At 42.1% G+C, this 20541-nt stretch carries 26 protein-coding genes; 13 read left to right on the forward strand and 13 right to left on the reverse strand.

Going from position 1 to position 20541, the window contains the following annotated elements:
• Positions 1–20: 20 nt before the first annotated feature.
• From OCC_RS09785 to OCC_RS09825, 9 genes are all read right to left on the reverse strand, one after another.
• Positions 21–1304, reverse strand: a complete 1284-nt coding sequence (locus tag OCC_RS09785) for a sodium-dependent transporter (protein ID WP_004066518.1) — start codon at positions 1302–1304, stop codon at positions 21–23.
• A 217-nt stretch (positions 1305–1521) separates the two neighbouring features.
• On the reverse strand, positions 1522–2091 hold the full coding sequence (locus OCC_RS09790) for an RNA 2'-phosphotransferase (RefSeq protein ID WP_004066517.1): 570 nt from the start codon (positions 2089–2091) through the stop codon (positions 1522–1524).
• 19 nt (positions 2092–2110) lie between these two features.
• The gene (locus tag OCC_RS09795; protein ID WP_004066516.1) at positions 2111–3430 is read right to left on the reverse strand and encodes an NAD(P)/FAD-dependent oxidoreductase; all 1320 of its coding nucleotides are present in this window, start codon (positions 3428–3430) and stop codon (positions 2111–2113) included.
• Between the two features lie 50 nt (positions 3431–3480).
• Complete coding sequence (pyrH, locus tag OCC_RS09800) at positions 3481–4158, reverse strand: UMP kinase (RefSeq protein WP_004066515.1); 678 nt, start codon at positions 4156–4158, stop codon at positions 3481–3483.
• A 62-nt stretch (positions 4159–4220) separates the two neighbouring features.
• The gene (gene malP / locus OCC_RS09805) at positions 4221–6716 is read right to left on the reverse strand and encodes a maltodextrin phosphorylase (RefSeq protein WP_004066514.1); all 2496 of its coding nucleotides are present in this window, start codon (positions 6714–6716) and stop codon (positions 4221–4223) included.
• Positions 6717–6807: 91 nt separating this feature from the next.
• Entirely contained in the window at positions 6808–7596 is a 789-nt protein-coding gene (locus tag OCC_RS09810) for an energy-coupling factor ABC transporter ATP-binding protein (protein ID WP_004066513.1), read from the reverse strand.
• Positions 7593–8249, reverse strand: a complete 657-nt coding sequence (locus OCC_RS09815) for an energy-coupling factor transporter transmembrane component T family protein (protein ID WP_004066512.1) — start codon at positions 8247–8249, stop codon at positions 7593–7595. The genes OCC_RS09810 and OCC_RS09815 overlap by 4 nt, the downstream gene beginning before the upstream one ends.
• 1 nt (position 8250) lies before the next feature.
• Positions 8251–8499, reverse strand: a complete 249-nt coding sequence (locus tag OCC_RS09820; RefSeq protein WP_004066511.1) for a PDGLE domain-containing protein — start codon at positions 8497–8499, stop codon at positions 8251–8253.
• On the reverse strand, positions 8496–9110 hold the full coding sequence (locus tag OCC_RS09825; RefSeq protein ID WP_004066510.1) for an energy-coupling factor ABC transporter permease: 615 nt from the start codon (positions 9108–9110) through the stop codon (positions 8496–8498). Before OCC_RS09825 ends, OCC_RS09820 begins: the two co-directional genes overlap by 4 nt.
• Before the next feature lie 220 nt (positions 9111–9330).
• Between OCC_RS09825 and OCC_RS09830 the strand changes: the two genes are divergently transcribed.
• Both OCC_RS09830 and OCC_RS09835 read left to right on the forward strand, forming a co-directional pair.
• On the forward strand, positions 9331–9954 hold the full coding sequence (locus tag OCC_RS09830; RefSeq protein ID WP_238565105.1) for a hypothetical protein: 624 nt from the start codon (positions 9331–9333) through the stop codon (positions 9952–9954).
• Between the two features lie 97 nt (positions 9955–10051).
• Positions 10052–11224 (forward strand): CBS domain-containing protein, encoded by a 1173-nt coding sequence (locus OCC_RS09835; RefSeq protein WP_004066506.1) that lies wholly within the window; start codon positions 10052–10054, stop codon positions 11222–11224.
• A gap of 9 nt (positions 11225–11233) precedes the next feature.
• On the opposite strand, the gene OCC_RS09840 is transcribed toward OCC_RS09835, so the two are convergent.
• The 4 genes from OCC_RS09840 to OCC_RS09855 all read right to left on the reverse strand — a co-directional run bounded on the left by OCC_RS09840 (position 11234) and on the right by OCC_RS09855 (position 14759).
• Positions 11234–12343, reverse strand: coding sequence for a DUF835 domain-containing protein (locus OCC_RS09840; protein ID WP_004066504.1), 1110 nt, complete (start codon positions 12341–12343; stop codon positions 11234–11236).
• 6 nt (positions 12344–12349) lie between these two features.
• Entirely contained in the window at positions 12350–13609 is a 1260-nt protein-coding gene (glmU, locus tag OCC_RS09845; RefSeq protein WP_004066502.1) for a bifunctional sugar-1-phosphate nucleotidylyltransferase/acetyltransferase, read from the reverse strand.
• Positions 13606–14424 (reverse strand): undecaprenyl-diphosphate phosphatase, encoded by an 819-nt coding sequence (locus OCC_RS09850; protein ID WP_004066499.1) that lies wholly within the window; start codon positions 14422–14424, stop codon positions 13606–13608. Before OCC_RS09850 ends, glmU begins: the two co-directional genes overlap by 4 nt.
• Before the next feature lie 119 nt (positions 14425–14543).
• Positions 14544–14759, reverse strand: coding sequence for a TRAM domain-containing protein (locus tag OCC_RS09855; RefSeq protein WP_004066496.1), 216 nt, complete (start codon positions 14757–14759; stop codon positions 14544–14546).
• Between the two features lie 341 nt (positions 14760–15100).
• On the opposite strand from OCC_RS09855, the gene OCC_RS09860 reads away from it, so the two are divergent.
• From OCC_RS09860 to OCC_RS09910, 11 genes are read left to right on the forward strand one after another with little or no spacing between them, the layout of a single operon-like run.
• Entirely contained in the window at positions 15101–15601 is a 501-nt protein-coding gene (locus OCC_RS09860; protein WP_004066488.1) for a monovalent cation/H+ antiporter subunit E, read from the forward strand.
• Positions 15598–15861: a cation:proton antiporter gene (locus OCC_RS09865; protein ID WP_004066482.1), complete on the forward strand. Its 264-nt coding sequence runs from the start codon at positions 15598–15600 to the stop codon at positions 15859–15861. Before OCC_RS09860 ends, OCC_RS09865 begins: the two co-directional genes overlap by 4 nt.
• A complete protein-coding gene (mnhG, locus tag OCC_RS09870) occupies positions 15858–16223 on the forward strand; it encodes a monovalent cation/H(+) antiporter subunit G (RefSeq protein WP_004066480.1) in 366 nt (121 codons plus the stop codon). The genes OCC_RS09865 and mnhG overlap by 4 nt, the downstream gene beginning before the upstream one ends.
• The gene (locus OCC_RS09875) at positions 16220–16486 is read left to right on the forward strand and encodes a DUF4040 domain-containing protein (RefSeq protein WP_004066478.1); all 267 of its coding nucleotides are present in this window, start codon (positions 16220–16222) and stop codon (positions 16484–16486) included. Before mnhG ends, OCC_RS09875 begins: the two co-directional genes overlap by 4 nt.
• Complete coding sequence (mbhE, locus tag OCC_RS09880; RefSeq protein WP_004066476.1) at positions 16483–16782, forward strand: hydrogen gas-evolving membrane-bound hydrogenase subunit E; 300 nt, start codon at positions 16483–16485, stop codon at positions 16780–16782. Before OCC_RS09875 ends, mbhE begins: the two co-directional genes overlap by 4 nt.
• Positions 16772–17218, forward strand: coding sequence for a Na(+)/H(+) antiporter subunit B (locus OCC_RS09885; protein ID WP_004066474.1), 447 nt, complete (start codon positions 16772–16774; stop codon positions 17216–17218). The genes mbhE and OCC_RS09885 overlap by 11 nt, the downstream gene beginning before the upstream one ends.
• Positions 17215–17577: an NADH-quinone oxidoreductase subunit K gene (locus OCC_RS09890; RefSeq protein WP_004066472.1), complete on the forward strand. Its 363-nt coding sequence runs from the start codon at positions 17215–17217 to the stop codon at positions 17575–17577. The genes OCC_RS09885 and OCC_RS09890 overlap by 4 nt, the downstream gene beginning before the upstream one ends.
• A complete protein-coding gene (locus OCC_RS09895) occupies positions 17574–19199 on the forward strand; it encodes a proton-conducting transporter transmembrane domain-containing protein (RefSeq protein WP_004066470.1) in 1626 nt (541 codons plus the stop codon). Before OCC_RS09890 ends, OCC_RS09895 begins: the two co-directional genes overlap by 4 nt.
• 1 nt (position 19200) lies before the next feature.
• The gene (locus OCC_RS09900; RefSeq protein WP_023843734.1) at positions 19201–19548 is read left to right on the forward strand and encodes a hypothetical protein; all 348 of its coding nucleotides are present in this window, start codon (positions 19201–19203) and stop codon (positions 19546–19548) included.
• 4 nt (positions 19549–19552) lie between these two features.
• Positions 19553–20023, forward strand: a complete 471-nt coding sequence (locus OCC_RS09905) for an NADH-quinone oxidoreductase subunit B family protein (RefSeq protein WP_004066460.1) — start codon at positions 19553–19555, stop codon at positions 20021–20023.
• Positions 20020–20541 carry an NADH-quinone oxidoreductase subunit C gene (locus OCC_RS09910; RefSeq protein ID WP_004066459.1) on the forward strand — a complete coding sequence of 174 codons (522 nt, stop codon included), beginning with the start codon at positions 20020–20022 and terminating at the stop codon, positions 20539–20541. Before OCC_RS09905 ends, OCC_RS09910 begins: the two co-directional genes overlap by 4 nt.

Consider the following 20541-nt stretch of genomic DNA (forward strand, 5'->3'; position numbering starts at 1 on the left):
GTACACTGCATCCATTTGAATCACCCCAGCAGGAATTGTGAAATATATATTACAGCTATCACTATTGGGTATAGGAACTTTACCCAGGGCTTCCAGAGTTCTGGCACATCTATTAGGGCTCCTTTTTTAAGTTCCTCATATGCTTTGTCTACTCCAAGCTTTATCAGTGCTAGAGCGGCTATTAAAGCTCCCAACGGCCCTATGTAAACCGTTGAGATGTTGATCAGCCAGTCAAAGTATGATGGATTAACTGCAGAAGGTGCCCCTACTAGGAAAGTTAAGAGCCCCAAGAGGATTGAAGCGTTCCTTCTGCTTATGTTGAGCTTTGTAATAGCTGAGTCTACATAAACTTCGAGCATTGAGACCGTTGAAGAAAGCCCGGCGAATATTAGCAAGAGGAAGAACAATGCGCCAAAGAACATTCCTCCAGGCATTTTCTGAAATACCATTGGCAACGTTACGAAAACTAACCCTGGACCGGCTGTAGGCTCAAGACCAAATGAAAAAACCGCAGGAAATACTAGAAATCCAGCTGTAACGGCTACCGCTGTATCTCCAAATGCCGTTGCTATTGCCGATAATGGGATGTCATCTTCGTCTTTTAGATAGCTTCCATAAACTACCATCGTATTTCCCAAGACACTTAAGGAGAAGAACATCTGCGACAGGGCTATCATCCAAGTTTTTCCACTCATCACTTTGCTCCAGTCTGGGAGAAGATAGAACCTCAGACCTTCATACGCATTTGGCAGTGTAACGCTCCTTATCGTTAATATCAACAGGAACACAAACAGAGCAGGCATCATGACCTTGTTAGCCCTTTCAATTCCCTTTTGAACGCCCATAGCTACTATGGATATTGTTATTGCTATCACGATGAACTGCCATAGGAGCGCTTCTTTGCTGAAGGCTATGCTATCGAAAAACGCCCCTGGATTAACTCCTGCAAGTTCTCCCGTTAGGGAGGCTATGAAGTATCTGAGTATCCATCCGAGCACCAAGGAGTAGAAGGCGAATATCATTAGCATCGTCACGTTTACAAGTATTCCGAGGTACTTTCCTCCGGGCAGTGTTTTGGAAAATGCCTCTATGGGCCCTCCTTTAGTTGCCCTTCCCAGAGTCCACTCAACTGTAAGGGCAACCACTCCTATCGCAAAAAGCAACACTAAGTACGGAAGCAGGAATGCTGCCCCACCGTATAAGCCTACTCTCATTGGGAACATCCAGATGTTTCCCAGCCCTACTGCACTTCCTACTGCAGCTGCAACAAATCCTACTCTACTTCCCCAGGTTTCTCTTGCCACAAACTACACCTCCAAAAGGTTTTATTGGATCAGCGCCAAAAACAATCCCTACCTTGAATTAACAATAGAAGAGGTTCACCAACTATACTTCCAAAAACACTCACTCCTGAATGTCATAGGGCATCAACGCATTAGAGTATTCTTTCCCTATAAAAATATTTTCCAGTTTTGTTTGTCATTATGTCAAAAAAAGCCGAAGCTGAATAAGGGTTTTTGGTTATTTGTAAAGAATTATGCACTCAGGAGGAACAAATTTGACTATACGAACATTCTTCCCAGCTTTGTAAATTCTGTAGCCTTTTTTCCTCAGACATTCAGCATCTACCAAGATAACCACAACATCTTTTCCATACCTACGCCCTGTTTCGTAGGCCTCTTCTTTGCTTGTTGTTAGATGAACAAACTTTCTTTTCATCGATTTTATGCCTTCTTTTAGTATCTTTTCAAGGTTTCTTCGAGGAGTTCCATGGTAGAGAACCTTAACTTCAACATCTTCCTCATGATCCAAAGAAACATCAAAAGTGTGTCCGTATCTTGCTCTTATTTTGTTTCCTCTAATCTCAAACCTGTCCTTTGGGTCGTTCTCGATTATCCAGAGGAGGTACTCTTTTTCTACCCATGGATAGGACTTTTTAACAGCCCTGACAACCTTTTCAATATTGGCGAAACCTTCTTCATCTACCTCAACGTCAAATTCCCAGGGAGCGTGCCTTAAGATGTAGCTCATTAGTTTGCTAATTTTAATCCTTTTTCTGCTCCTTAAGAACTCGTCTTTGCCCCTCATCATTTAAAAAATAGAAAAAGGATCATTTAAACTTTCTCAATGCCATTTCAGCTGCGACTGTAATCGGGTCTATTGTGGGGCTTATTGGAGGAGCGTAGGCAGTTTCTCCATAGGCTATATCCTCCACCGTTGCCCCCTTCTGAGCGGCAAAGCTAAGAGCCATTATTCTGCCCCATACCCTCTCTCCACCAACTATCTGAGCTCCTATTACCCTCCTGTCTTCCTTTCTAAAGATCAGCTTCACAATTATTGGCTTTCCTCCGGGGTAATATTCTGGCTTTGTTGAGCCCTTGAATTTGCCCACAACGACGTCAATACCTTCTTTACTTGCTCTCTCCTGAGTTATACCAAACGTCCCAATTTCTAAGTCAAAGAGCTCGGTTATGGCAGTGTTAAAAACGGGTCTGAATTTTACGCCTTTTCCAAAGACATTTTCCGCCGCTACCTTTGCCATTCTTACTGCCGTAGTGCCGAGTTGGCTTAGCGTTCTTTTTCCCGTAACCGCATCGAAGACCTCAGCACAGTCTCCAATGGCATAGATGTCGGGATCGCTTGTTCTAAGGTATTCATCAACAACAATGCCTCTGTTAACTTCCAATCCGGCTTTTTGGGCAAGATCGACGTTAGCCCTTACACCAGTTGCCACAAGAACAAGATCTGCTTCAATCTCTTCTTCTCCTATCTTAACAGCTCTCACAGGGTTTCCAAGAATCTCACTTACTGCAACGCCGAATTTAAACTCTATTCCCCTTTCCTCAAGATGGGACTGGACTATTGAGGCAATATCCTTGTCTAGCATTGTTGGGAGCAAATGCTCGAGCAGTTCGACAACAAGAACTTCCAGTCCGAGCTCCCTAAATGCCACCGCCCCTTCTAATCCTATCAAGCCCGCTCCGATCACAACGGCTTTTCTTGGTTTTCTTTTCTCCAGATATGCTTGGATTTTCTTTACGTCCTCCATTGTCTTTAGGGTAAAGACCCCCTCACTTTCCACGCCCTTTATTGGAGGAACAAACGCTTTAGAGCCTGTGGCAAGGATGAGCTTATCATAAGGGACTTCACCTTTGTCTGTAATTACGACCTTCCTTTCTCTGTCTATTTCCTTTGCCTCAGTGTCCAACATCATCTGAATCTTCTGTTTTTCGTAGAATTCGTTTGGAAATACTATGATGTTTTCCAGCTTTGGTATCTTCCCGCTTAAAACAAAGGGCAACGCACATGGAGAATACTGCATTGTTTTTTCTTTTCCTATCACGATGATTTCCGCTTTTCTATCAAGCTTCCTTGCAAAGAGGGCAAAATTACTTCCTGCTGTTCCGGAACCGATAACCACTATTCTCATAATTATCACCAAATAGGAGAAAAGCCAGAGAGTATAAAAAAATTGTGAACTCAAGGTTCAACTAGAGTGCCCTTGTGTTTGCCCTTTATGGCATCAAAAAGGTTTCTTGCATCATCCTTACCGATAATTAGGGTTCTTATTTTGCCCCTCTGAATGAATTTAGCCGCTAACGCATCAACAACACCACTTCCACCCGCTTTGCTCTCGCTCTGCATAGCTATCTCTACGAGCTTTTCAGTTGAAATCCTCTCCAGCTTCTTTGCGTTTGGGTTCTTTTTAGGGTCGCTATCGTAAACGCCATCAACGTTTGTTATAACCACAAGCAAATCTGCTTGGAGATATTCGGCTAAGAGAGCAGCAACGGCGTCTGTTGTATGCCCGGGATGCGTTCCACCCATTATGGGTATCTTTTTGAGCTGCATTACTTCCCACGCTTTTCTAAAATCGCTCACCACAAACGGGTACGCTTTTTCTCTGAGTGCCGCTATTAAGAGCATTGCGTTGGCCCTTGTTATGTGTATTCCGATATAGTCTTTGAATGTTTCATTTGGAGTAAAAGCCTTTGCGGCGTGAATGTATTCTCTTGCTACTTTTCCTCCTCCGACGACGACTGCTACCTCGTGATCTTCGCTGATTTTTGTCAGCTGATAGGCAATCTCCTCTATAAATTCAACATCAGGCTTGTCGGGAACTAGAACAGAACCTCCAATGTCGAATACTATCCTCATGGTAACCCTCCATAAGTAGGAGCTCTTTGCTTTATAACGTTTTCCAAAATTAAAATAAAAAGTCAGAGCTCAAAAAATCCCTTCCATTTGATAAGACCAAGTAAAAACTTGTGGGGAAGCTTGTCATGGTATGGATAAACTCTAACGGCATAGTGCCAGCAAGGATGGCCGAGATTTTTGAGTGCGTTCCCTTCATAGCGATAAAGCCATCTGTTGCCTCCGAGACTTTGAGGGTGTTTAAGCTCTATGACGTAGGGTTTTTCTATTGCGTATCCTTCTGCTTTGACTCCGTAATAAATTTCAACCTTTACATCCTCTGGGCTTAGGCCGTCGAGGTTTACTATAACTTCAACTCCAGTGGCATCATGGGTTATAATGCGCTCTATCTCTACCTTATCCCAAGAGTTGAAGATCTTCGCTTTCCACGATGCAATTTCCCTTGTTGCTTTAAAGCTGTCTCTCTGGAGAAGGATAGCATTTGCCAGAGCTTTTGAGTAGAACTTGTCGACGTACTCTTTTACCATTCTGTGGGTGCTGAACCTTGGTGCAATGCTCTTTATGCTCTCCTTCATCATGTAAATCCATCTTGCCCTGTTCTCGTAGTATGTGGGGATTACTTCATTTTCGAGAAGGTTATAGAGGCTCTGAGCGTCTCTAATGTTATCTTTCTCTGTTTCCGGTTCGAGACTTTCATCTCCTATGACCCATCCGTTTTTGCCGTTGTAACCTTCGACCCACCATCCATCATAGACGCTCAAATTCAAAACGCCGTTTAAACCTGCTTTCATTCCACTGGTTCCGCTTGCTTCTAGTGGTCTTCTTGGATTGTTGAGCCACACATCGACCCCTGCCACCATGGCCCTTGCAGAGCCCATATCGTAGTTCTCAAACACCATGATTTTGTTCTTAAATTCGGGCATCTGGGATACTTCATAGACCTTCCTAAGGAACTCCTTGCCCGCTTCATCCCTTGGATGGGCTTTTCCTCCAAAAATTATATACACGGGTCTTTCTGGGTTGTTAACTATCTTTTTCAGCCTCTCCAAATCGGTTAAAATTAGCGTCGCCCGTTTATAGGTTGCGAAACGCCTTGCAAAGCCTATTATTAAGGCGTTCTCATCTATTTCGGGTAGAGGTTCTTCAATTCCAAGGCGCTCGTTTCTCTCTTTTATCTTCCTTTTGATGAGTTCTATGAACTCTCTTTTTGCCTTTAAATGGGCTTCCCAGAGTTCCTCATCTGGAATTCTCTCCACTCCATACCAGAGACCCTCGAGCTCTGCATAATCTCTCCAGACTCTCCCAATATACCTATCGACGAGCTTCTTTATCTCGTTATGAAGCCATGTTTTTGTGTGAACTCCGTTTGTGATGCCCTCTACCGGAATCTCGTCTAAGGGAACACCGTTCCAGAGGTGTCTCCACATTTCTTTAGTTACCTTTGAATGGAGCTTACTCACAGCGTTTACATAGCTCGAGGTTCTTATTGAGAGAAGGGTCATGTTAAACTGATCTCCCTCTCTGCCTAAATTAAGGAATTCATCCTTTGGAAGGCCTTCAAGGAATTTGGCAAGTCTTTTCTCAACCTCCGCTATTGGGAATTTGTCATGTCCAGCTGGCACGGGAGTGTGGGTTGTAAAAATCGTTGTGCCCCTTACGACAGTTAAAGCTTCCAAAAAGTTTAGACCCTCCTCCATATACCATGCTATTCTTTGGAAGTTTGCAAACGCTGGATGTCCTTCATTAAGGTGAATAACAGCTGGATCAATTCCCAGCATTCTTAAAAGCCTCATTCCACCAATCCCTAGAAGTATCTCCTGCTTTATTCTCTTGTCTATCTCAGCGTTGTAGAGGTAGTCACAGATGGTCCTATCATCCGGAGAGTTTTGAGGAACATCGGTATCGAGAAGATACAACTTTACCCTACCGACATTGACTTCAAAGGCTCTTGCATACACTATTCTATCCTCTATTGGTACTTCTATGAGGAGTGGCTTTCCTTTCTCCGTGGTTAGGGGCTTAATCGGCATTTCCTCTGGGTTGTACTCTGGAAACACCTCTATCTGTTTCCCATCTTTGTCGATTTCCTGTTTGAAATATCCGTGCTTGTAAAGAAGACCGATAGCTATAAGCGGTATTCCCAAATCGCTTGCCGTCTTTATGTGATCACCGGCAAGTATTCCAAGTCCACCGGAATAAATTGGGAGGCTCTTGCTTATCCCGTATTCCATACACAAATATATTACGGGTTCCTCCCATTTTGGATAATTGGTTGAAAACCACGTGCTTTCTGGATTCATGTAATGCCTGAACTGATCAATTACGAGTTCATAGAGGTTTATAAAATCATCATCTTTTGAAAGCTCCTTTAATCTCTCCTCTGGAGTATCGAGGAGAAGCTTGACTGGATTTTTATATTCCCACCAGTGTTCGGGATCTATTTTTTCCCAGAGTTTTGTGGCTCTCCTATTCCAGCTCCACCAGTAGTTATAGGCTAGATCCAAAAGACCTTCCAAATTTTCTGGGAGTTTTGATTTTATCTGATTAACAACGGTTTCCATGATATCACCCCACAAGCTTATGCAACTTTGTTACTCATTCGCAGTGATACATTATAAGGATTTTGGAGAAAATAAAAAGCGACGAGCGAATTCATATTAGAACCTTTTTGAGCTTTCTTTTTGCTTCTTCTATGCTCTTGGGTATTTCCAGTCCAAGACTTGAGAATAAATCTACCAGGGGAGGAACATCTAAATTATGCTCTCTGAGAAGATCTGCGTTTCCTAAAATCTCCTCTGGACTTCCAACTTTTATAACTTTGCCTCCATCTAAAAGGGCTATCCTGTCACAGAGTGTAAGATACTCAGCTTCGTGAGAGGATAAGATTATAGTCTTTTCCCCTCTGAATTTCTCAATTAACTCCCTCAACATTTTCTTTCCCCGGAAATCAAGGTTAGCGAAGGGTTCATCAAACACTAAAATCTCCGGTTCCATTGCAAGTACTGTCGCTATTGCTACCCTCTTTTTCTCTCCAAAGCTAAGTTCTTTTGTTTCTCTGTTTTTATATCCCTCCATACCAACAAGCCTTAGGGCTTTTTCAACCCTCTCTTCTAATTCTCTTTCCCGCAAACCAAGATTGTAGGGACCGAAAGCAACATCGTCAAATACCTTGGGGGAAAATAGCTGGTCGTTTGGGTCTTGAAACACTATCCCAACTATTTTTCTAACTTCTTTTGGATTTTTATTGACTTCTATCCCGTTTACAATAACTTTGCCCATTTTGGGTTTCAATATGCCGTTTAAATGCATTATAAGAGTTGATTTCCCTGCTCCATTTGGGCCCAGAATTCCAAATACCTCCTCGTCGTTTATCTTAAGTGAAATACCCCTCAGCACTTCTCGGTTGTTATACGAGAAATGGACGTTCACGAGTTCTATCAAAGCAACGCCACCCCCAATGCGATTAGAGTTAGAGCTATGGGTTCAACTCTTCTTTCTTCCGCTACTTTAGGAAATTCTCCAAAGCCCCTCGAAAGCATTGCCCAGTGTATCCTCACACTTCTCATGTATGCTCTGGCAAATATCTCGCCTATAAGCATTCCTAGCTTTTTGTAGTACTCTATCTTCCCAATGTTAAATGCTCTAGAATCAAGTGCCCTTTTCATCCTAAGGGCTTCTTCTTCAAAAAGTTCAAGATATCGATAGGTGAATGCAAGAGTTAGCACCAGTATTCGCGGAAAGTGAAGAGTTTCCATCTCGGCTAATATGTAAGGGAATCCCAAAGAATTCGAAACTACAACAACAGCAGAAGATGAGAGAAAGGCCTTTCCAAGTAGAAGAGAGAATCTTTGAATGCCTTCGTAGGTTATTACTCCAAGGGGAGTCGTTACTACGGGCTTTCCTGGTGTAAACAATGCCAGAATAAAGAGTAGCCCCTCAAAGCCCAAAAGAAATCCCAAATGTTTAAAAAGCGCTCTTTTTGGTTTGAGTAATAATATCAAAGCCATCAGCACTGGGAGAAAATAAAACAGCTCAACTAAGCTTGTTCTTGTAACGATCAGCAGTGCGTAAATAAAAATAAAAATGAGGTACAAGTCAGACACCTTTTATCAGTTTTCCAAGTCCGTAAGCTATTCCAAAGACAAGTGTTATCCCAATTGCTCCCATTATAAGACTTTGTCCCCACGTTTCGCCGTAGTCGAGAGGAGCGCTGTAAACTGGAGATTCCTCCAGATGTACTTTTTCCATTGTTGCTTCAAGCCCATCTGGGTTTTCAGATGCAAATGGCAAGGCAATTGCGAGCAGGATAAGGATTATGAGCAATCCTTTTACGATGTTTCTCATGCTGGAACACCCCCTATCTCGGGGAGTTTAGACTTGAGAGCGTTCACCACAAAGAGAGTTATTAACGCTTCTCCAATCCCTATCACTGCATGATAACCGACCATCAGGCCCAATACTTTTCCAAAAGGCAAGCTGTGACTTATGCCTATCTCCACCGAAGCTAAGAAGGCCCCTAAAACCACCGCTGACCAAGAGGCAAAGGCTATTCCAAATGCTTCATTAAAGTTCTTGAGCTTGGAGTATATCCAGTATCCAACAAAAGCCCCAACTATTCCCATGTTTAGTATGTTTGCACCTATGGCAGTTATTCCACCGTCTCCGAAGAGAAGGGTTTGGATCAATAGTACTGCGGTCATTACAAGCACTGCTGCATATGGGCCCAAGAGCACCGCTACAAGCACAGCTCCAAGTAAATGTCCACTCACTCCCCCTATAATTGGGAAGTTTACCATCTGAGCAGCAAAGATGCCAGCTGCAAACAGCCCCAAAAGGGGGATTTTCTCTTCTGGGAAGTCCTTTAGCTTCCTTAATGAATACGCAAGGATTCCAATCGTCACTGCATATGTTACCACTATCACGGGAAGACTCAACAGCCCATCGGGGATGTGCACATAGCTCACCTCCTCTGATTATCTAGTAGCACTATATCTTAATAATGTGACACCAAATAAAAGCTTTTTTAAAACCTTCCTTTTCCAACTAGAGGTTGCTGTAATTAGTTCAAATAAAAAGATCTAAAAAGGGCTAATAGGTTGAGGTCAATGTTATCAGCTGATTTCGTTTTTATTTTTCAGAAACTTTTAAATGGAATATCCTCGTATTGCTATTTTGGTGATTCATATAGATCCAAAAACAGCTCTCAATATAAGCAGATTCATTGTTTTCCTAGGATTTATAACTGCGCTCATCTATCAAAGGGTGGATCACATATACCGGACTCTTGTGGCCTTAATTGGCCTTTACATCCCGGATGTGGTTGAGAGATACTTCTCAAACCCTCATCCTAGATTGAGACAATTTTTGGCTCCAATCTACAACAAAAAGACGATGGCCCTCTTGGGAGTTTTTATAGCGGTTCATGTTTCTCTTGTAAACGTTCCCTTCACTACAATCGATCTTTTTCACAAAGAGTGGAGAAACGCGGACATGATAAGCCACTTCATTGGAGGAATGGTTGTTTGGGCTATAATTGCTGAAGTTCTCCTTAACCTATCAGATGGAGAATATTTAAGGTTAACAAGAAGAAAATTGGTTCTTTATTCTTTTTTGGCTCTTTTCATTTTAAGTTTTGGATGGGAAGTTGCTGAAAAGCTTAGTGAAAGCGAAATTTCGTTTATTCATGAGGATGCTGGGAATAAACTGAGGGACATTATTATGAACACATTTGGGGGATTGTTTGCTATGTACTTAGTTCTCAAAAGAAGGTACCCATTTGAAGTTGATTTGAACCATTAAGCAATCGAAAACTTTATTAACCTAATGTAAATAAATCTCATCTCGGAAAGGTTTAAATGGTATGAAAACCAATATAAGATTGAAGGAGGTGTCAAGAATGGTCGGGATTTCTGTCCAGGAAGTTATGACAGAAAAATTTGCAAAAATCGACATAAACGCCCCCCTTTCTGAGGCGATTGGAATTTTTGAAAAAGAAGATCCGGATTTAATTGTTGTTTTTGATGGAAAGCTGTATAAGGGTGTATTGACCCAAGACTTGATAATCCGCTCCCACTTAAAGTGGGATCCGACAAAGGCTAAGGTTAGGGATGTATACAAGCCCGCACCCGTTGTAAAACCTGATGAAGATCTAAGTTTAGCGGCTAAACTTATGATAGAGACCGACTTACGTTCACTCCCTGTTGGGGAGGATAAGAACAATGTTATTGGTGTAATAAGCGATATTGCCCTACTTGAAAGGGTTGCCAAGGAAGAATTTGGAAGAAGACCCGTAAAAGAGTTCATGAGTAGTGACGTAATTACCCTCAAACCGTACGACACCGTGGCTAAGGCACTTGCAACAATGAGAGATCATGCTATCTCGAGAATTCCGGTTGTAAACGAAGAAGGAAAGCTCGAAGGCTTGGTAACACTGCATGACTTGATTATCAGGTTTATAAAACCCAGATTCAGAGCACAGTTTGGAGAAGTGGCTGGAGAAAAAATCCCACCGTTCTCAACTCAGCTTAGGGAAGTCATGTTTAGAGGAGTGATAACAATAAAGCCCGAAGCAAGCATTAGGGAAGCCGTAGAGTTAATAAGGGAGCACAACATCGATGGGCTTGTTGTAGTTGATAATGAAAACGTAGTTAGAGGAGTTCTTACGGTTAAGGATCTCCTGCTCCCAATATCAAGAATGGTCGAGCAGAAGGCCAGGTTCTACTTACAGCTTGGTGGAGATGCCCACTATTTAAGTGACTTTACAAGAGAGAGAATAATCTCCGACATAAGGAGATTTGTTGAGGGGTATGAAGACCTTCTCGGAAATGAAGGAATAATATACCTTAGGATTAGGAGATTCCCGGAGAAACTCCGCGGGGTTCACCTCTACCAAGCAAGGATGAGAATCGTGACTGACAAAGGGCAGTTTATAGCCACGGGTGAAACATGGGGAGCAATACAGGCAGTTCACGATGCCTTAAGAGCCATAGAAAGACAGATACTTCAAAAAGTGGAGCTTCAAAGGGAGACAAAGCACACCAGGAGGTTTATAGAGTATCTCGGCTTCTGAGTTTTCTTTTTATAATCTGCTAAATTCTCTTTCTAGAAGTGCTATCTGCTTCTCGGTTAGGGTTCTCGGGTCTATTATTAGAGCTATAACCTTCCCCTCGCTTACAACTCTGTCCTTCAAATCAAATAGGAACTTAACGGCACTCTCAAATCCATTTTCTATTATTAAATACTCAAATCCGTCCATGTAGACTGCATTGTAACCGCTTTCAAGGTTCTTGGTCAGGAGATGGATCAAGATATCAATTCTTGTTGGCGAGATCGGATAGATTTTCCCGTCCGCTTTGATGCTACTCTCTTCCATTTTTGTGAGCCAGTAAACTAAAGTATTTTCGGGAACTCCTTCTTTTGGCGGATTTCTTGTTATCATGATAACGTTTTGGTCAAAGAAATTCGGGATTAGTTTTTTCAGTTCTTCTTTGCTTTTTAAGATAAATGCTCCCTTAACTTCTGGAGGCTTTTGCTGTTTTGGCTTTTCAAATACTGCCATTTTTGAAGGATATATTGCAAATTTCAATGCTCCAACTGCAGCCATTAGCCGAAAAACTGCTGCCAGCAGAAATGCCACTGGTGCAATTGACTCAATGTTTCTTATAAACGGGTATGTTAGGTTTATTGCCCCCAAAAGAATTAGTCCCCACGGAAAGAGCTCCTCAAGTGTGTTCTTGGAGATAACATAGTTCCTCAACACGTATCCAACATACATTAAGGAGGCTCCAAAGGCAAAGCCTGGAAATGATGACTTGATCGCAAATGAGTGTTCAAACCTGTCAAAAAACTCCGTTGCAAGTAGAAAGAGCCAGATGTATGCTGCAATGGCGAATGTCCCTAAAGTTACAACATCTCTAAACTCGCTCCGCTCTTTTCTTAGCTGAATTCCTCCCCAAGTTAGCAGGGTAGTTATTAGGAAACTTTGTGCACTCAATAAAACGTCATATGCCTCTGGCTTAATAGAAACACCAAGAGGAGTTAGGATATAACTTTCCACATCAAGGGCGTTTATGAATAATGCAACGGTTATTAATCCCCACCTTTTTTCCCTAGTTTTTGCGGCTTTATAAAACACAGCAAGGAAAAGCAACCATCTTGAAAGGAAATTAAGGTAGGGAATGAAAGCCATTCCCCCTCACCTTTTGATAATCTCTCTTTCCTGTTTAGCGACAACCAGCACGTTGGGAGGAATGTTCTTATCAACTATCACACCTGGGCCAATAAAAGAGTTGCTTCCTATTTTTCTTCCCGGATATATCGTTACGTTAATTCCTGTTTTCACGTTGTGCCCTATTATCGCTCCCAGTTTCCTTCTTCCGCTATCCTCAAATTTGCCTTTTATTTCCACCTTTATAGTTTTGTTGTCGTGTCTTAAGTTAGCCGTTATTGTTCCAGCCCCTAGGTTGGTGTTTTCTCCAACAATTGAATCCCCTACATAATTTAAATGAGGAGCGTTGCTGTGATCCATTATTATTGAGTTTTTGATTTCAACGGCATTTCCTATGTGGCACTTGTCTCCAATGCTTGTGTAGGGTCTTATAAAGCAATTAGGCCCTATTTTGGAGTTTTTCCCGATTTTCACTGGCCCTATGATGTATGATCCGCTTCTAACAACCGTCCCCTCCTCGATTTCCACTGGGGGGAGAATTGTTGCTCCTTCCTCCACAATACCCTTTATACTGTGCTGGAGATGGTTTTTGAGGATGTACTCGTTTAGCTCTAAGAGGTTCCACGGTCTTCCTATATCGTTCCAGTAGCCCTCGTAGACCGCATAGGTTACCTTCTTGCCTTCTTTTATCATAAGATTTATTGTGTCCGTTATCTCGTATTCTCCGCGCTGGCTTTGTGGGGTGTTCTCTATGAACTCAAAAACTTCTGGCTTGAATAAGTAAATTCCTAAGTTTGCATATCCGGAAACAGCTCCGGGCTTTTCTCTAATGCTCTTTACGAGCTCTCCCTCTACTTCCACCATTCCGAAATGACTTAAATCCTCAAACCTCTTCACAAGCAACGCGGCATCAGCACTACTTTTTTTGAAGGACTGTAAAAGAGTTTTTATGCCTTCCCTCTCAAAGTAGATGTCCCCGTTAACTGCCAGAAACTCCTCATTTTCGATGTATTCAATTGCGGAATAGATAGCTTTTGCCGTCCCCTCTCCTTCTACTTGCTCCACATAGGTTATTGGCTTCCCACCGTATTCATCCCCTAAGTACTCCATGAGCTTTTCCTTTTGGTACCTCACAACTACTATGAACTCATCAACAAAGGGATATATATTTTCAAAGACATAGTCTATTATCGCTTTATTTGCAACCTTGAGCATAACCTTTGGCCTATCATCCGTGAGTGGTCTTAGTCTTTCACCCTTTCCAGCCGCGAGCACTATACCTTTCATACCAACACCTCCAAAAGAGATGCTATCAAAGCTATGAAACCAAAGAAAATGCAGAACTTGGAAAAGTCAAGCCGCTTGGCAATTTTCAGCATGACCTCAATCATAAGGAGGCTAACTACAAATGCAGTTATAACTGCAGCTAATGGGATTGTTAGAGGCTCAGAAGTACTTGAAACCTCGGGTAGCTCTAGAAATAGCGCTCCTGTAATAGCGGGAATTGCCATTAAAAAACTAAGCCTCACAGCTTTTTCTTGTTTTATGCCTAAGAGCAATAGACTCCCTACTGTCATCCCCGATCTTGATATTCCCGGGATTACTGCTATTCCCTGTGCCACTCCTGCAACTATTGCATCGAATATTGTAACTTCTTCTTTTTTACTTTTTAACCCTTTTTCCAGCTTTTCTAGTGGGGCTTCTTGAGCTTTCTTTAAAATTATGCCAGTAAGGATTAAGGCTATACCTATTATTCCGTTAATTGCTTCTCCATTGAATGAAGATGCAACAATCTTGAAAGTTTTGTAGATGGGCAGACCTATTATTCCCGTGAATAGGGTGGAATAGAATAGGAACCTTTCCTCTTCTTCCCATCTAAAGAGAATTAATTTGAGCAGAATTCTGCCCAGATCGTATCTAAACTTGAAAAATAATGCCATAAGAGTCCCTAGATGCAAAATCAAGGAATAAGAATAAGCCTGCTCTGGGGGAATCTTGAGAAGGTTTATTAAAAATAGCATTACCTGTCCAGAACTGCTTATTGGTAACCACTCCGTAACCCCTTGCAATAACCCAATAAAAATGGCTTGGTAATACTCCATTGCTGTCACTATGAAAAATAACTAAAGTATGATAAATAAACCTTTCGTAGCTCAAAGGTAAAAAATTAAGAGAAACGCTCAAATTTGAATCTCTGAATTAGTTTTAGAGGTAAACAATATCAGATAACTTCAGCGAAGGCGAATTTTCTCTTCACACTGTTAATCACAATCTCTACTTCGTCCCCAACTTTTGTGTTTGGAACGAATACTACAAACCCTTTGATTCTGGCAATTCCATCTCCGCCTTGTCCAATACTCTCTATCTTTACCTTATACCTTTCTCCGACCTTAACTGGAGCTTCAAATCTTCTTCCACCAAATCTATCTCCATACATTTCCAACAATCTCCTTTCAAATTTTCAGCACCCTAGAAGAGCGCTGAATTTAGTTCTTTTGAAGGTTTATAAAGGTTTGCATTTTGTTCTGACTATGTACAATAGTAATAGTTGGGGTAATTAAGAGTTGCTTGGTGCATATTATTGTACTATATAGTCTGTAAATTGGCAGGAAAAAACGCTTTTCTACATAACCTTTGGTTAAAAACAAGGTTTTTTGTACCTTTATTGTTAATTTAGACTTTTACAAAAGCCTTTTAAAAGAAATTGTTGAAATCCATATCGACAAAAGTAAAAACTGGTGAGAATTAGAGCCTAAATTGAAATTCGAGGTGGGAAAAATGAGTTTCATTGTTGCATTTATATGGTCGTTCGTGCTCTGGCTTGTACTTACAGTAGGTACTAAGGGAATGCTCTGGAGCGCAGAAGAGGTGATAGCAGGGATTATATTCGCTATGATAATTGGGTTTTCAACAAGAAACATTATAGGAGAAAAGACACGGAGATTTCTAAATCCAGTAAAATGGCTTGGGTTCATAGTTTATGCCATTGGCCCCCTCTTCTGGGGAATGGCAAAAGCAAATTTAGACGTTGCTTATAGAGTAATTACCGGAAAAATAAAACCTGGAATCGTTAGAATACCCGTTGATCTTGAAAATGAGGCTCAATATACTATACTGAGCAATTCAATTACCCTCACTCCCGGAACTCTGACTGTAGATGCCTGCCCAGAAGAAAACGCCCTCTACGTTCATTGGATTTATGTAAAAGAAGAAGAGCCAGAAAGCTCTGAGCCTGTCGCAGGTTCTTTTGAAAAATGGGCAAGGAGGTTGGGGAGATGATTTTTGCTGAATTTTTCTATGGAGCGATGGCAATTGCCCTTGGAGCATTTATAACTTTGATTCGCATCATGCTGGGCCCCAGTGTTCCCGATAGAGTTGTTGGCGTTGACACATTGAATACCCTTGTTGTAGCTGGAATGATTCTCCTAGGAGCGGCCTATGATAGGGTGATCTACATCGATATAGCTATAGTTTATGCTCTGCTCAGTTATATTGGGACTTTGGTAATTGCCAAGTATCTTCAGGGGGGATTAGAATGATTAAAAGCATAATCTACGTTTTTCTAGCAATCAGTATTACTTTCAACTTGCTTGGGAGTTTTTCACTTCACAGATTCCCTGACGTTTATACCCGATTACACGGAGCCACAAAGTGCACAACCTTTGGGACAATATTCGCTGTTTTGGCCGTAATTGTTCATGCGATTTGGCAGATAAAAGAAATAGGTGATCCAAAGTACCTCCAAATGGCATTGCACAGCTTGGTTGCTCTGATAGCTTTGATGCTTACAAATCCAACAGGAGCTCATGCGATAGCGAAAGCTGCACATTTGAGCGGTTATAAACCAGCAAAAGCTGTGATCGATGCATATGAGAGGAAGTTGAGAGGTGAAGAAGCATGAACGTATTAACCGTTGATATGGCGATTCAGGCGGGACTGCTTATTGGGATACTCCTTTCCTCATACTGGATGATAACTACAAGGGATTTGCTTTCAGCGGCTTTGGCCTCTGCAGCCATGAGTCTCCTTCTTAGTTTGGAATTCTATATGCTCCATGCACCAGATGTTGCCATAGCGGAAGCGGCGGTTGGTGCGGGCGTTGTTACTGCAATAGTTGTTTATGGAATTTCAAAAACAGAGAGATGGGAGCGTGAGGGTCCATGAGGAGGACTTTCGGAGCATTATCCTTGCTCTTCATATTTGGGATATTACTCCTAATTGCTAATCCAAATTATGGCTTAAAATTTGGTTTGGGTGGAGAAGACTGGCAAAAATATCGCTACACCGACCAGTATTACATAGATCATGGGGTTGAAGAAGTGGGAGGAACTAACGTTGTTACTGACATAGTCTTTGATTACAGAGGATACGATACCCTTGGAGAGGCTACTGTTCTTTTCACTTCAATAGCGGGAGCTGTTGCGTTGCTTAGAAAATGGAGGGATGAAAATGGGGAGTGACATGGGGCTTATAGTTAAAACAATGGCGAGGGCTACGATACCTCTCATTGGGATCTTTGGAGCTTACGTGATCTCTCATGGTCACCTTACCCCCGGAGGAGGCTTTCAGGGAGGAGCAACAATTGCTGGAGCAGGGATATTGTTCCTTATAGCATTTGGTATCAATGAGGCCAAGGAAAAGATAAACAAAAGCTTATATTCTGCCCTTGAGGGGTTAGGAGGGCTAGTTTTTCTAGCAGCAGGCATGCTTGGTCTTAGTGTGGCGTTCTTTTATAATACACTATGGCACAACGGCCCAATTTTCAATGGAGAACCAGGTACACTTCTCTCAGCGGGTTACCTCCCAATAATGAACTTAGCTGTGGGCTTAAAGGTTTATACTGGACTAGTAAGTGCTGTTTTTGCAATGGCCCTTTTTAGGAGGTGGAGAAAGTGATACCTCTCCAATTTGTTACAGCATTTTTAATGATTTTCATGGGCATTTATGCGTTCTTGTACAAAAGGAATCTCATCAAGCTAATCTTGGCTCTCAATTTAATTGATGCAGGCATACACCTCTTGCTGATAAGTCTGGGATACAGATTGGAAAACGGAGTTTTACCCACAGCACCAATTTACACCGGGTATGAAACATTAAAGGGCACTCCAATGGTTGGTCCAATACCGCAGGCTTTGGTGCTCACAAGCATAGTCATTGGAGTTTGTGTGCTTTCATTGGCAATGGCACTGACAATAAACGCCTACAGACACTACGGAACACTTGATGTTAACAAGTTAAGGAGGTTGAGAGGATGACGCTCCCGTTTCTGGTTATACTTCCACTATTTGGGGCATTTTCAATGCCAATAGTTAGCTTACTTGGGAAGAAACTCAAGGAGTATTGGGCGGTTATCATCAGCGGCGCTACATTTGCAGTTGCCGCTAAAGTATTTTACACAGTATGGAGAAACAATGAAATCCTTCTCTATACCCTTGGAAGCGATAATCCAATTGGTCGGGGAGTGAATTTCCCGATCAGGATCGTGTGGGAAGTGGACTTATTTGGGGCACTCTTAGCCTTAACAATAACTTTTGTAGGCTTTTTGGCGATAGTTTATTCTCTCGGATATATGAAGCATGACACTGGCCTAGAGAAGTACTACACGCTAGTGCTTGTTTTAGAGCTAGGAATGCTGGGAATTGTTATTACCGGGGATATTTTCAACTTCTACGTATTTTTGGAGATAATGAGCATTGCAAGCTATGCTTTAGTTGCCTTCAGAAACGACACATGGGAAGGAATTGAAGCAGGTATTAAGTATATGTTCGTTGGTTCATTGGCAAGTTCCTTTATTCTCTTGGGCATCGCCTTGCTTTATGGTCAGTATGGAACGCTTACAATGAGCTATCTCGCCATAAAAATAGCCGAAAATCCAACACTTGTGGCAAAAGTGGCTTTGGCTTTCCTTATTGGTGGGCTGCTCTTTAAGAGTGGTGCAGTTCCGGTTCACATGTGGCTAGCTGATGCACACCCGGCAGCTCCGAGTTCAATCTCTGCAATGCTTGATGCACACCCGGCAGCTCCGAGTTCAATCTCTGCAATGCTTTCGGGATTAGTCATCAAAGCTGGTGGAGTTTACGCTATAGCAAGGATAATATTCAGCATTTTCAATCCCGGATTGCACACATACTTGAGAACATTCAATGCTCCCGCAATCAATATGGACGTAATTGGCTGGGTTATAGTGTTCTTTGCTTGCTTAACACTTCTTGTGGGAAATGCCATGGCGGTAGTGCAGACTGACATGAAGAGGCTTTTTGCCTTCTCAAGTGTAGGTCAAATAGGATATATTTTGCTTGGAATTGGAATCGGAGTCCTCGCTTATGGCACTAGAGCAGGGGAATTAGCGCTGGCTGGAGCGATATATCACATAGTGAACCACGCATTGATAAAAGCCCTCCTCTTCCTTGTGGCGGGAGTTGTTATCCATGAAGCTGGCACAAAGAACCTTAATGAATTGAGTGGACTGGCAAAAAGAATGCCGTTGACGACGTTCTTCTTTATAATTGGAGCAGCTGCGATAATAGGTCTCCCACCGCTAAATGGGTTTGCGAGCAAGTGGATCATTTATGAAAGCTCCGCCATGTATAATCCGATCTTGGCTGCTATTGCCGTTGTTGGCACGGTGTTCTCTCTTGCAGCATATACTAAAGTGCTCTTCACGTTCTTGGGCAAAGAGAGTGAGAGAGTAAGGGGCTCAAAGGAACCAGAAAAGAGTATGTTACTTCCAATGCTGATCCTAGTGGTAGCAATAATCGTGATGGGGTTGTTTCCATGGCAAATAAGCGACAAAATAATGATACCGGCTGCGAAAATGCTTGAACAACTCAATGGTGAGTACATACTTGCTCTCTTAAAATTCATTGGAGGTGCATGAAATGTTCGGTTATTGGGATGCTCTCTATTTCATTTATGCTTTCTTAATTGGCCTGGTGATTAGCTACTTACTCATGAAATGGGCGGAAAAAGTTAGCACTGGCACTAGGAGAGCAGGAGATGGGACGAAGATATACATCAGTGGTGAGGATCAGGACAAGGTTATCCCTCATTTTGAGCACCTTAGAGGTCATTTTACAGGGAGACATGTAATGTGGGGTTTGATAAGAGGAACCCACAGAATGTTTTTGGTGTTTAGAAGGGAGCACACTGGTCTTCTTACAGATTATGTTGCATACCTATTGCTCACTGTAGCAATAGTGCTTGGAGCGCTCGTCATTGGGGGGTGAAGCTATGAGTGAGAGAGAAATGCTTGAGAAAAAAATTTCAAAACTCTGTAAGTATCTTGGGAGATCGCCGTGGGTGTTTCACGTTAACAGCGGTTCATGCAATGGATGTGACATTGAGATAATAGCCGCTCTCACACCTAGATACGATGCGGAGAGGTTTGGGGTAAAACTTGTTGGAACACCGAGACATGCGGATATCCTATTGGTAACCGGTCCAGTTACAGATCAAAGCCTTGAAAGGGTTAAATTGATATACGAACAAACTCCTGATCCAAAAGTTGTTGTTGCTATAGGAGCATGCCCAACTGGTGGCAGCGTGTTTTTTGAGAGTCCCTTTACAAACGCCCCCCTAGACAAACATATCCCTGTGGACGTTTTTGTTCCGGGATGTCCACCCAGACCAGAGGCAATACTTTATGGTGTGGTTTTAGGATTAGAAAAGCTCATAAAAAAGATAGAAGGTGAGAAAGAATGACTCCTGAAGAGTTCTTAGAGATAATTTTAACAAAATTCCCTAATGCTGAGGGAGAAGTTCGTGAAAACAAACTTCCCCATCCAAGAAAGAGGGTTTGGATAAACGTCGGAAGAGAGAACTTTAAAGGCCTTATGAAGCTTATCAAGGAAATTGATCCTAAAGCACAGTTTTCCATAATAATAGCTAGGGATGGAGGAGATTACTTAGAGGCTAAATATCATCTCGAACTATTTTACGAGCAGACTCCTAGTATTTCTCTTATAGTTGGAACTAAATGCCCCAAAGATGACCCAAAACTTCCCACTGTTACAGATGTGTTTCCAAGTGCACTTCCCTATGAAAGAGAAGTTCAAGAGTTTTTGGGATTGTTCTTTGAGGGGATACCCGATCCAAGAAAGCTGTTTTTACCAGAAGACTTTCCAGAGGGCGTTTATCCTTTAAGAAAAGATGAGAAAGGTATCAGCAGTGAAATGATAAAGAACGCAGGTCATCCTTACAAAATGAAAAAGGAGGGTTAA

It is taken from the genome of Thermococcus litoralis DSM 5473 (assembly GCF_000246985.2).
Taxonomy (GTDB): domain Archaea; phylum Methanobacteriota_B; class Thermococci; order Thermococcales; family Thermococcaceae; genus Thermococcus_A; species Thermococcus_A litoralis.

What these genes read in the sequence shown, in the direction of transcription:
- mnhG (WP_004066480.1), top strand. Translation starts at nt 15,858, where the DNA reads ATGATTAAAAGCATAATCTACGTTTTTCTAGCAATCAGTATTACTTTC.
- malP (WP_004066514.1), bottom strand. Translation starts at nt 6,716, where the DNA reads ATGGAAACCGTTGTTAATCAGATAAAATCAAAACTCCCAGAAAATTTG.
- OCC_RS09855 (WP_004066496.1), bottom strand. Translation starts at nt 14,759, where the DNA reads ATGTATGGAGATAGATTTGGTGGAAGAAGATTTGAAGCTCCAGTTAAG.
- OCC_RS09900 (WP_023843734.1), top strand. Translation starts at nt 19,201, where the DNA reads ATGTTCGGTTATTGGGATGCTCTCTATTTCATTTATGCTTTCTTAATT.
- OCC_RS09910 (WP_004066459.1), top strand. Translation starts at nt 20,020, where the DNA reads ATGACTCCTGAAGAGTTCTTAGAGATAATTTTAACAAAATTCCCTAAT.
- OCC_RS09885 (WP_004066474.1), top strand. Translation starts at nt 16,772, where the DNA reads ATGGGGAGTGACATGGGGCTTATAGTTAAAACAATGGCGAGGGCTACG.
- pyrH (WP_004066515.1), bottom strand. Translation starts at nt 4,158, where the DNA reads ATGAGGATAGTATTCGACATTGGAGGTTCTGTTCTAGTTCCCGACAAG.
- glmU (WP_004066502.1), bottom strand. Translation starts at nt 13,609, where the DNA reads ATGAAAGGTATAGTGCTCGCGGCTGGAAAGGGTGAAAGACTAAGACCA.
- OCC_RS09790 (WP_004066517.1), bottom strand. Translation starts at nt 2,091, where the DNA reads ATGATGAGGGGCAAAGACGAGTTCTTAAGGAGCAGAAAAAGGATTAAA.
- OCC_RS09860 (WP_004066488.1), top strand. Translation starts at nt 15,101, where the DNA reads ATGAGTTTCATTGTTGCATTTATATGGTCGTTCGTGCTCTGGCTTGTA.
- OCC_RS09820 (WP_004066511.1), bottom strand. Translation starts at nt 8,499, where the DNA reads ATGAGAAACATCGTAAAAGGATTGCTCATAATCCTTATCCTGCTCGCA.
- OCC_RS09835 (WP_004066506.1), top strand. Translation starts at nt 10,052, where the DNA reads ATGGTCGGGATTTCTGTCCAGGAAGTTATGACAGAAAAATTTGCAAAA.
- OCC_RS09905 (WP_004066460.1), top strand. Translation starts at nt 19,553, where the DNA reads ATGAGTGAGAGAGAAATGCTTGAGAAAAAAATTTCAAAACTCTGTAAG.
- OCC_RS09850 (WP_004066499.1), bottom strand. Translation starts at nt 14,424, where the DNA reads ATGGAGTATTACCAAGCCATTTTTATTGGGTTATTGCAAGGGGTTACG.
- OCC_RS09840 (WP_004066504.1), bottom strand. Translation starts at nt 12,343, where the DNA reads ATGGCTTTCATTCCCTACCTTAATTTCCTTTCAAGATGGTTGCTTTTC.
- OCC_RS09865 (WP_004066482.1), top strand. Translation starts at nt 15,598, where the DNA reads ATGATTTTTGCTGAATTTTTCTATGGAGCGATGGCAATTGCCCTTGGA.
- OCC_RS09795 (WP_004066516.1), bottom strand. Translation starts at nt 3,430, where the DNA reads ATGAGAATAGTGGTTATCGGTTCCGGAACAGCAGGAAGTAATTTTGCC.
- mbhE (WP_004066476.1), top strand. Translation starts at nt 16,483, where the DNA reads ATGAGGAGGACTTTCGGAGCATTATCCTTGCTCTTCATATTTGGGATA.
- OCC_RS09895 (WP_004066470.1), top strand. Translation starts at nt 17,574, where the DNA reads ATGACGCTCCCGTTTCTGGTTATACTTCCACTATTTGGGGCATTTTCA.
- OCC_RS09875 (WP_004066478.1), top strand. Translation starts at nt 16,220, where the DNA reads ATGAACGTATTAACCGTTGATATGGCGATTCAGGCGGGACTGCTTATT.